The sequence below is a fragment of the Halorubrum sp. SD683 genome, from assembly GCF_002135045.1.
GTDB classification, from domain to species: Archaea; Halobacteriota; Halobacteria; order Halobacteriales; family Haloferacaceae; genus Halorubrum; species Halorubrum ezzemoulense.
The window spans coordinates 1-9,008 of the sequence record NZ_NEWJ01000095.1; the positions used below are offsets into that span (position 1 = coordinate 1).

The following is a 9,008-nucleotide window of genomic DNA, read 5'->3' on the forward strand; positions in this document are numbered from 1 at the left end:
ACCGGGCCGCGTATCGGATGCGGGGGGCGACCGGACTGTCGACCGTCGGCGACGAGGGCGCCGCCCCCCGGCTCCGCGAGGCGTTCGATGACGGCGACGCGCGGGTCCGCGCTCGGGCCGTCAGGGGGTACGCGCGGGTGGGCGGGGAGGCGGTCGAAGCGGTTCGCCCGCTCGTGAACGCGCGGAACGACCTGGTGCGCGGGGCCGCGGTCGACGCGCTTGTCACGATGGAGAGCGACGACGCGGTCGAACTGCTCGCGCGCGCGGCACGGCGCGGCAACGAGAGACTCAGGCTCGCCGTCGTGCGTCGGCTCGGAGCGCTCGGTCGCCGGGACGCGACCGGCGTGTTGCTCGGCTCGCTGCGGGACCCCTCGGCATCGGTTCGCCGGGCAGCCGCGCGGTCCGTCGCCGCGGTGATCGCCGAGGCGGACGCCGTCCCGGCGGGCGATGTCCGCGACCGGCTCCTCGCGGAGCGACCCTTCGAGGCCGACGGGCTGCTCGCGGTGTTCCGGGCAGTCGCCGCGGAGCGAACCGGAGCCGACCGGAGGGCAGCGCCCGCCGACGCGACCGCGGGATCGGAGGAGCGCGTCGACACCGAGACCAAGCGGTACGCGGCGTGGCTGTACTGCGAACTCCTCGAATCCGCGGACCCGACCGCGGCGGACCGTTCGACCGCGGTCGAGTGGCTGATCGACGCGCTCGACCACCGCGACCGGCTGGTCGCCGATCTCGCCGCCGTGTACCTGCCCCGGATCGCCTCGACGAGCGGGACTGGGGACGGTCTGCCGGACGACGAGACCGACTCCGCCCTCGGGGTCGACATCAAGCGGAACCTCCGCGCGCTCGCCGGCGACGAGGCCGCCTCCGACGCCGCGCGGGAACGCGCCAGGGCGGTGTTGCGGCGGTTCAAGCGGGCCGTCGTCGAGGCGGCCGCGGACCGCGACGTGGAGTACGTCTACGTCCGCTGGCCCGCGGACTACACGGAGAGCTACAACGAGTGAGAGCGCAGCGACGCCGAGTGACTGGACCCAGCGACGCCGAGTGAAGGGCGATTACGACGGGTGAGCGAGGACGAGGAACGGGAGACAAGTTCTCGCAGTCACGGCCGCCGAACGAACTGCCCGTCGTCGACCGCGACCGTCAGGTCGATCGTCTCGTCGAGGAGGTTCAGAACGGTGGCGACGTTACGGTCCGCGTCCGCGTCGACGTACAGCTGTAAGACGCCGCCCGCGTCGGCAAGGCGCGCGGCGAGCATACGGACGAAGGCCACCGACCGTTCGACGTCGAAGGCGGCGACGATCTGGTGGAAGACGCTCACCTCCAGCGAGACGCGCTCGCCGGGTTCGTGGTTGTCGTCGAGGATCCGCGAGACCGTCTCGCCGACCTCGGCCGGGGAGAGCCGCGGGTCGAGTTCGACGATCTCGACGTTCCGGCCCTCGAAGTCCACATCGGGCGTCGCCTCGAAGTCGTACTCCCCGGTGCTGACGATCACCGCCCGCCGTGGCCACGCGTCGAGGGCCTCGTCGAGCGCGCGGACCAGCCGCTCCGGGGAGGGGGTCACGGCCACCACGAGCCCCGCGGCGGCGTGGAAGTGGGTCCGGAGCGCGTCGGCCTCGTCGCCGGCGGCCGACGCGTCGACGCGGACGACCCCGTCCCAGTTGACCCGCTCGGCCACGTGTGTTCCGTCGGCGACCCGGTCGGCGACGTGTTCGTACAGGTGCCTTTTGAACTCGGCAACGGCGCCGCCGCTGTCGTAGGTGGTCTTGGCCGTGGCGCAGTACGGGCAGTCCCAACTTACACGGAAGTCAGACGTAGAGAGCGCGTCGGAGTCGTGTGCGAGCAGGTGGGACCCGGTCACGTCGACCATCTCCGAGCGGTCCCGCGTCCACGCGACGAACCCGCACCGGCCACACGCCCAACGGCTCACCATGATCAGAGACGTGTCTCTCGGGAACCGTCGGAAGCACATGTATGTTTGGTAATGTGTGTGGAGACCGCGGCGTCGGGGGAGCGGCGGTCACTCGGGCCCGAGCGAGCCGGCGTCACCGCCGTCGGGACCGACAGACGCGTCGACCGCGAACCCGTTCTCGTCGGCGTGTTCGACCCGGACGCGCGTGACCCGGGTCGCGGTCGCGCCGGTGACGGCGAGCGTGACCTCGCCGACCGCGACGCGGTCACCTTCCTTCGGGAGCCGCCCGAGCTGACGGGTGACGAGCCCCGCGACGGTCTCGACGCCTGCGTCCGCGGGCAGCGAGAGGCCGAGCGCCTCGTTGAGGTGGCCGACCGTCGTCCAGCCGCGGACCACGGCGGCGTCGGGCGCGACCACGTCGACCGCGTCCGTCTCCCAGCGGCTGACCAGCTCGCCGACGACCTCCTCGAAGAGGTCCTCCAACGTCGCGATTCCCACGACCGCGCCGTGCTCGTCAACGACGATCACCATTCGCGTCTCGCTCGCGCGCATCTCCGTGAACAGCTCGTCGAGCGGCTTCGTCTCGGGGACGAACGCCGGCTCGCTGAGCGCGCTCGCGAGGTCGGCACCGCTCTCGTCGGCGCGGATCGCGTCGCGGACGTCGACGACCCCGGCCACGTCGTCGCGGTTCTCGCCGTACACAGGCATCCGGGTGACTCCCTCGCTCGCGGCCCGCGAGAGCGCGTCCGCCGGGGTCGCCGTGTCGGGGAGCGCGACCACGTCGGTCCGGGGGACCATCACCGCGGCGACGGTGGTGGTCTCCAGATCGAGGACGCCCCGGATCATCGCGCCCTCGTCAGGGTCGAGCGCGCCCGCGACCTCGCCGGAGCGCACGAGCGTCGCGATCTCTTCCCGGGTGAGGTACGACTCGATGGCGGACTCGCCGCCGGTGAAGCGGTTGACGACGCCGGAGGCCGCCTCGAACACGTACAGGACGGGACGGAGCACGCGCTGGACCGCGACGACGATCCGGGAGACCCGGAGCGCGTGTCGCTCCGCGTTGGCGACGGCGTACGACTTCGGCGCGATCTCGCCGAAGACGATGACGAACACCGAGGTGACGAGCGTCGACCCCGTGGCCGCCTGGCCGCCGGAGAAGCCGAACCGGACGAACACCGCGGTCGCGACCGACGCGGCGGCGATGTTGGCGACGTTGTTGCTCACCAAGGCCGTGACGAGGAACCGGTGGGAGTCGTCGCGCAGCGCCGACAGCGCCCGGGCGCCGGGAGCGTCGGTCGCGACGAGCGAGTCGATCCGGTGGGCGGGGACGGAGAACACCGCGAGTTCCGAGCTGGAGAAGAAGGCGCTCACCGCGGTCAGCGCGAGGATGGCGCCGACGCCGACGAACGCGATCGTGAGGTTCATGCGCGAAACGTGCGGCCCAATATAAAAGGGAGTAACGGCGGCGAACATACCCACGAACGCGCATTCTCCAGTCGAAACAGAGGAGTCGATACCCACGAGCGCGGATCCGTTCGGGCGGCAAAACGGCGCGATGAGGAAAGCGTTAACCCCGCGCCGCGGGTGCGTTTCGACATGAAGGTACTCGTGACCGACCCCATCGCGGACGCGGGGTTGGACCGACTCCGAGACGCCGGCCACGAGGTCGTCACCGACTACGAGGCGGAGGGGGAGGCGCTGCTCGACGTCGCAGCCGACGCCAACGCGCTGATCGTGCGGTCCGGAACCGACGTGAACGAGGCGGTCTTCGAGGCCGCGAGCGAGCTCGTCATCGTCGGCCGGGCGGGCATCGGCGTCGATAACATCGACATCGAGGCCGCGACCGACCACGGGGTCATCGTCGCAAACGCCCCCGAGGGGAACGTCCGCGCCGCCGCCGAGCACACCGTCGCGATGACGTTCGCCGTCGCGCGCTCGATCCCGCAGGCGCACGGCCGCCTGATCGGCGGCGAGTGGGCGAAAGGCGAGTTCCTCGGTACCGAGGTGAACAACAAGACGCTCACCATCGTCGGCCTCGGCCGCGTCGGGCAGGAAGTCGCCAAGCGCCTCGACTCGCTCGGGATGGACCTCGTCGTCTACGACCCGTACATCTCCGAGGAGCGCGCCGACCGGATGGGGGCGGAGCTCGTCGAGGACCTCCACGACGCGCTCGCCGTGGGCGACTTCGCGACGATCCACACCCCGCTTCTCCCCGAGACCGAGGGGATGATCGGCGAGGCCGAGCTGGCCCAGCTGGAGGGCGGCTACCTCATCAACTGCGCCCGCGGCGGCATCGTCGACGAGGATGCGCTCGCTGAGGCGGTCGAGGACGGCGTCCTCGCCGGCGCCGCGCTCGACTCCTTCGCCGAGGAGCCGCTCCCCGAGGACTCGCCGCTGCTCGACGTCGAGGAGATCGTCTTGACCCCGCACCTCGGCGCGTCGACGGAGGCGGCCCAGGAGAACGTCGCGGTCGACACCGCCGAGGCCGTCCTCGCGGCGTTCGACGACGAGCCGGTCCTCACCGCGCTCAACGCGCCCTCGGTCGACGAGAGCGCGTTCCCGCGAATCGAGCCGTACATCGACGTGGCCGAGACCGCCGGGAAGGTCGCCGCCCAGCTGCTCGACGGTCGGATCACCGGGGTCGAGGCGACCTACGAGGGCGACATCGCCGCGGAGGACGTCGACCTCGTCACCGCGAGCGCCCTGAAGGGCGTCTTCGAGCCGCTGGAGTGGCAGGTGAACGCGGTGAACGCGCCGCGGCTCGCCGAGGAGCGCGGCATCGAGGTGACCGAGTCGAAGACCCGGCAGACCGACGACTTCCAGAGCCTCGTGCGCGTCACCGTCCACAACGGCGACGACGAGATCGCGGTCGAGGGAACGCTGTTCGCCGGCGAGGACGCCCGCATCGTCCGGATCGACGGGTTCCGGGTCGACGCGGTCCCGTACGGCCACATGCTCGTCGCGCGAAACACCGACGAGCCCGGCGTCATCGGGCTCATCGGGACCGTCCTCGGTGACCACGACGTCAACATCGCCGGGATGTTCAACGGCCGCGAGACGCAGGGCGGGGAGGCGCTCACCGTCTACAACCTCGACTCGGCCGTCCCCGACGCCGCGACCGAGGAGCTGCTCGCGGACGACCGCGTCGTCGAGATCACCGAGATCACCCTGGACGGCGCCGACGGGCGTGCGGACGAGTAACGCGGGACTCGCCGAGTAGACGGGGAGTACTGCGCAGCCCCGGAGAAGAGATCGGACCGTCCCCGGACGGGCTACGACTCCACCGCGGGCGGCTCCGAGACCGCGACGAGCGCGTCCGCGTCGGCGGCGACGGGCGACGCGACGGCTTCGATCGGTCGATCCCCGAAGGCGACGACGAACGCCGCGCCGTCGCCGACCGTCGTGTCCGACAGGCAGGCTTCCCCTTCTGCGGCCCCGCGACCCGCGCCGACGCCGACCGTCCAGCCGTGCGACTCGGCGAGCGCCGCGACCGACGCGAGGCCGATCCCGGTCCCCTCGTCCGCGGTCGTGTAGCCCCGGTCGAACACGCGGTCGCGCTCCGCCGGCGGGACGCCGGGGCCGTCGTCGATGACCGCGAACCCGCCGTCGAGCGCGACGGCGGCGACGGTCGCGTCGGACCCGGCGTGGACAGCCGCGTTCCGGAAGAGGTTCTCCAAGACGCTCCGCACCGCAGTCCTGTCCGCGGCGTACGACTCGTCGCCCGCCACCGTCAGCGTCGCTCCCGCCGTCTCGGCGGTCCGCCAGGCCGCCTCGGCCGCGGCCGCGAACGAGAACGACTCGGCACCGGCGTCTGGGTCCGGGTGGTCGACGGCCGCGAGCGTCTCGTCGACGATCTCGAAGATCCGGTCGTGAGCGCTCTCGACCCGCTCGGCCGCCGTCTCGTCGCCCGCGGTCGCGAGGTCCGTGAACCCGTCCGCGACCGTCAACGGGTTCTTAATGTCGTGCGCCAGCGCGTGCGTCAGCGTCTGGAGCCGGTCGTTCGCCACTTCGAGGTCCCGCCGGTTGCGCTCCGAGTCGGTCACGTCGCGAAACAGCAACACCGTCCCCTGCGAGCGGCTGCCGAGCGTCGGGAGCGAAACGGCAGAGAGCGAGACGAACCGCGGCTCGCCGGCGACCTCGACGCGGAGCGGTTCGTCAGGGGCCTCGCCGCGGCGGTACGCGGCGCGGACCTCCGGGGCGTCGGCGAGCGCGTCCGCGATCGGGACGCCGACCGCGACGCCCTCGCCGAGCCACGCGCGGGCCGCCGGGTTCGCGTCCGCGATCCGTCCGCTTCGGTCGACGACGGCGATCGGGTCGGGGACCGCCTCCAGGGTCACCTGCCGGGCGACCGGCGTCACGCCCAGCGTCCGCCCCCGCCGGACCGCGATCGTGAATGCGACGCCCGTGAGCACGAACAGGAGTTCGGGCCGGAACGCCGGGCCGCCCCCGAGCACGACGAACTGCGCGCCCCACGGCGCGGCAGAGCCGACGAGCAGCAGCCCTGCGGACGCGCGGAACGCGGGCGCCGAGTCGTACACGCCGTACGCGAGCGTCGCGAACGTCCCGACGAGCAGGACCTGCGAGTAGAGCCAGCCGACCCACCACACCGGGCCGAACTCCCGGACGAGCACCGTCCCCGAGCCGACCGCGACGAGGTCGGTCCCGGTCCGGACCAGCCCGTGGACATCGTTCGTCCAGCTCAGCAGGGTCAACGCTGCGAGCGGGGCGAGCAGCGCGAGCAGGCGGCGCCGGGAGAGCCACGCGTCGTAGCCGAGGTAGGACGCGACGAACGCGACCGCCGCGACCGGGACGACCGCGGTCGCGGGGTACTGGACGTTGAGCCAGAACAGCTTCCCGGCCTCAGTCGTCGCGACGGCCTCGCCGAACAGCCCCGCGGACCACCAGGCGATCGCGGCCATGAACGCGACCGCGGCGCGACCGCCCGACTCGTCGCGGGAGTCGAACGCGACCACCGTCGCACAGACCGCAACGACGGCGGCGAGCGCGGCGAGCGGTGCGGTCGTCGGGGCGTCTATCAACTTGTCTCTCAGCTTTGAACGTTGTCGTGTTAACACTATTGATCCCGGAATCGGAGGAAGAAACGTTCTACGAAGAGTTTAGGCTATCGGTCGAACAGGAGAGTGATTCACAGAAGATAATGAAGGCAGCGTTCACGGCGTTTGAACCTCCAGTAGGGAGCGGAGCGTCTACGGCTGAACTCTCTTTTCCGTGATCACACTGTCTCAGCCGCCATTTTCGGTCGATTAAGTGTTAAATACTCAACGTTCAAAGCCGAGTTGTCTGTCGTTCAAGTGTTTACTACTTAATACAAACTGTCGGGGCGACGTGTTCGGCAATCGGTGATAGCGCCAACGGCTCTGGGGTGTCGAGGGCGCGGGTCGAGAGCGGGAGGTGGACGGCCGCACCGACCGGCCCCGTCGGGCGGTCAGTCGTGGAGGTGGTCGACGACGGCGTCGGCGTCGTTCGGGACCGGCTCGGGGTCGCCGCCGGCCTCGTAGGCGGCGTCGGGGTCCTTGAGGAGGTGGCCGGTCGTCAGGCAGACCACGCGCTCGTCGTCGTCGACGACGCCCTCGCGCCGGAGCTTCTTGAGGCCCGCGAGGCTCGCGGCGGAGGCGGGCTCGACGCCGACGCCCTCGCTGGCGAGGTGGCGCTGCGCGGCGGTGATCTCCGGGTCGCTCACGGCAACGGCGGTGCCGCCGGTGTTCCGGATGCCGGGGAGCGCCTTCGGCGCGTTGACGGGGTTGCCGATGCGGATCGCGGTCGCCCGCGTCTCGACCTCCTCCCAGCGGCGGATCTCGTCGTTCCCCTCCTCGACCGCCTCGACCATCGGCGCGGCGCCCTCCGCCTGGACGCCGGTGAGCTTGGGGACCTCGTCGGGGTCGAGCGCGCCCGACTGGACGAGCTCGCGGAACCCCTTGTACAGCGCCGAGGTGTTGCCCGCGTTGCCGACGGGCAGGACGATGCGGTCCGGGAACGTCCCGTAGTCGGCGTAGAACTCCTCTAATATCTCGAAGCCGATCGTCTTCTGCCCCTCCAGCCGAAACGGGTTCAGCGAATTGAGCAGGTACGCCTCGCCGCGGGCGGCCAGCTCCTGGACGATGTCGAGGCACGCGTCGAAGTTGCCGTCGACCTCCAGGATACGCGCGCCGTGGAGGCTCGCCTGCGCGATCTTCCCGGCGGCGACCTTCCCCTCCGGGAGGAGGACGAGGGTCTGCATCCCGCCGCGGCCGCCGTAGGCCGCGAGCGCGGCCGAGGTGTTGCCGGTGGAGGCGCACGCGAGCGCGCCGACGCCCAGCTCCTTCGCGACGCGGACGCCGACGGTCATCCCGCGGTCCTTGAACGAGCCGGTGGGGTTCATCCCCTCGTGTTTGATCCGAAGCGCGTCGACGCCGACCGCCTCCTCGATGCGCGGGACGCGGTGGAGCGGCGTGTCGCCCTCGGGGAGGGTAACGCCGAGGTCGAACGGGAGCCCCTCGCGGTAGCGCCAGACGCCGCGGTCGGGGCCGTCGGAGGACGCGCCGGACCCGAACTCGTCGAACGTCGGGGGGTCGTCGTACCGGACTTCGAGCAGGCCGTCGCACTCGTCGCAGGTGTAGCGCACCGCCTCGAACGGGGCGAACGTCTCGTCGCACGCGATACACGCGAGCCACGTCCCGTCGTCGGCGCAGTCTGGCGCCGCGGGGGTCGGGGCGTCGATGGCGAGATCCATTACCACGGCGTCCGTCCCGCCGGGGCTTAAGACGGGCGGTCGAGACGGACGTTGCCGGCCGACGCGAACGCGTTCGGCCTCAGTCGACGATGATCTCGGAGCTTTCGTCGCCCCCGTCGTCGCCGGAGCCGAGGCGGTCCTGGTAGCGCTGGATCCAGTCGGCGAAGCAGTCGGGGCAGAGCCGCGGGGTGTCGATGTTCGCCCGGTCGACGCTCAGCCGGACGGTGCGCGCGAGCGCGTCCGTCGTGGCCTCGCCGCAGGCGTCGCAGGGCGCAGTCGTCGGCGCGTCGCTCATGTGGTGTCGGTCGCGGCGGCGGCTCTTAAATGTACGTCGGGAGCGGTGGCGGGGAACGTCGGGAGGGGTGTAGA

Annotated in this window: 7 protein-coding genes; 2 read left to right on the forward strand and 5 right to left on the reverse strand. The window is 71.5% G+C overall.

Going from position 1 to position 9,008, the window contains the following annotated elements; genetic code table 11:
• Window positions 1-1,001 (forward strand): HEAT repeat domain-containing protein (locus B9G49_RS14860; protein ID WP_086216889.1); only part of this gene is annotated, 1,001 nt, incomplete at its 5' end.
• Window positions 1,002-1,099: 98 nt separating this feature from the next.
• Here B9G49_RS14860 and B9G49_RS14865 read toward each other — a convergent pair.
• Entirely contained in the window at window positions 1,100-1,930 is an 831-nt protein-coding gene (locus tag B9G49_RS14865) for a hypothetical protein (protein WP_086216894.1), read from the reverse strand.
• Window positions 1,931-2,017: 87 nt separating this feature from the next.
• The gene (locus B9G49_RS14870) at window positions 2,018-3,334 is read right to left on the reverse strand and encodes a hemolysin family protein (RefSeq protein WP_086216890.1); all 1,317 of its coding nucleotides are present in this window, start codon (window positions 3,332-3,334) and stop codon (window positions 2,018-2,020) included.
• A gap of 171 nt (window positions 3,335-3,505) precedes the next feature.
• Here B9G49_RS14870 and serA point away from each other — a divergent pair, with 171 nt between their 5' ends.
• Window positions 3,506-5,110, forward strand: a complete 1,605-nt coding sequence (gene serA, locus B9G49_RS14875) for a phosphoglycerate dehydrogenase (RefSeq protein ID WP_086216891.1) — start codon at window positions 3,506-3,508, stop codon at window positions 5,108-5,110.
• A 71-nt stretch (window positions 5,111-5,181) separates the two neighbouring features.
• Here serA and B9G49_RS14880 read toward each other — a convergent pair whose 3' ends face one another.
• From B9G49_RS14880 to B9G49_RS14890, 3 genes are all read right to left on the reverse strand, one after another.
• Window positions 5,182-6,948 carry a histidine kinase N-terminal 7TM domain-containing protein gene (locus B9G49_RS14880; protein WP_086216892.1) on the reverse strand — a complete coding sequence of 589 codons (1,767 nt, stop codon included), beginning with the start codon at window positions 6,946-6,948 and terminating at the stop codon, window positions 5,182-5,184.
• 407 nt (window positions 6,949-7,355) lie between these two features.
• Complete coding sequence (gene thrC / locus B9G49_RS14885) at window positions 7,356-8,639, reverse strand: threonine synthase (protein WP_049932011.1); 1,284 nt, start codon at window positions 8,637-8,639, stop codon at window positions 7,356-7,358.
• Between the two features lie 79 nt (window positions 8,640-8,718).
• A complete protein-coding gene (locus B9G49_RS14890; protein WP_086216893.1) occupies window positions 8,719-8,934 on the reverse strand; it encodes a hypothetical protein in 216 nt (71 codons plus the stop codon).
• Window positions 8,935-9,008 lie beyond the last annotated feature (74 nt).

Bases quoted from the DNA above. Each gene is read 5' to 3' on its own strand.
- thrC (WP_049932011.1), bottom strand. From the start codon at position 8,639: ATGGATCTCGCCATCGACGCCCCGACCCCCGCGGCGCCAGACTGCGCC.
- B9G49_RS14890 (WP_086216893.1), bottom strand. From the start codon at position 8,934: ATGAGCGACGCGCCGACGACTGCGCCCTGCGACGCCTGCGGCGAGGCC.
- B9G49_RS14865 (WP_086216894.1), bottom strand. From the start codon at position 1,930: ATGGTGAGCCGTTGGGCGTGTGGCCGGTGCGGGTTCGTCGCGTGGACG.
- serA (WP_086216891.1), top strand. From the start codon at position 3,506: ATGAAGGTACTCGTGACCGACCCCATCGCGGACGCGGGGTTGGACCGA.
- B9G49_RS14870 (WP_086216890.1), bottom strand. From the start codon at position 3,334: ATGAACCTCACGATCGCGTTCGTCGGCGTCGGCGCCATCCTCGCGCTG.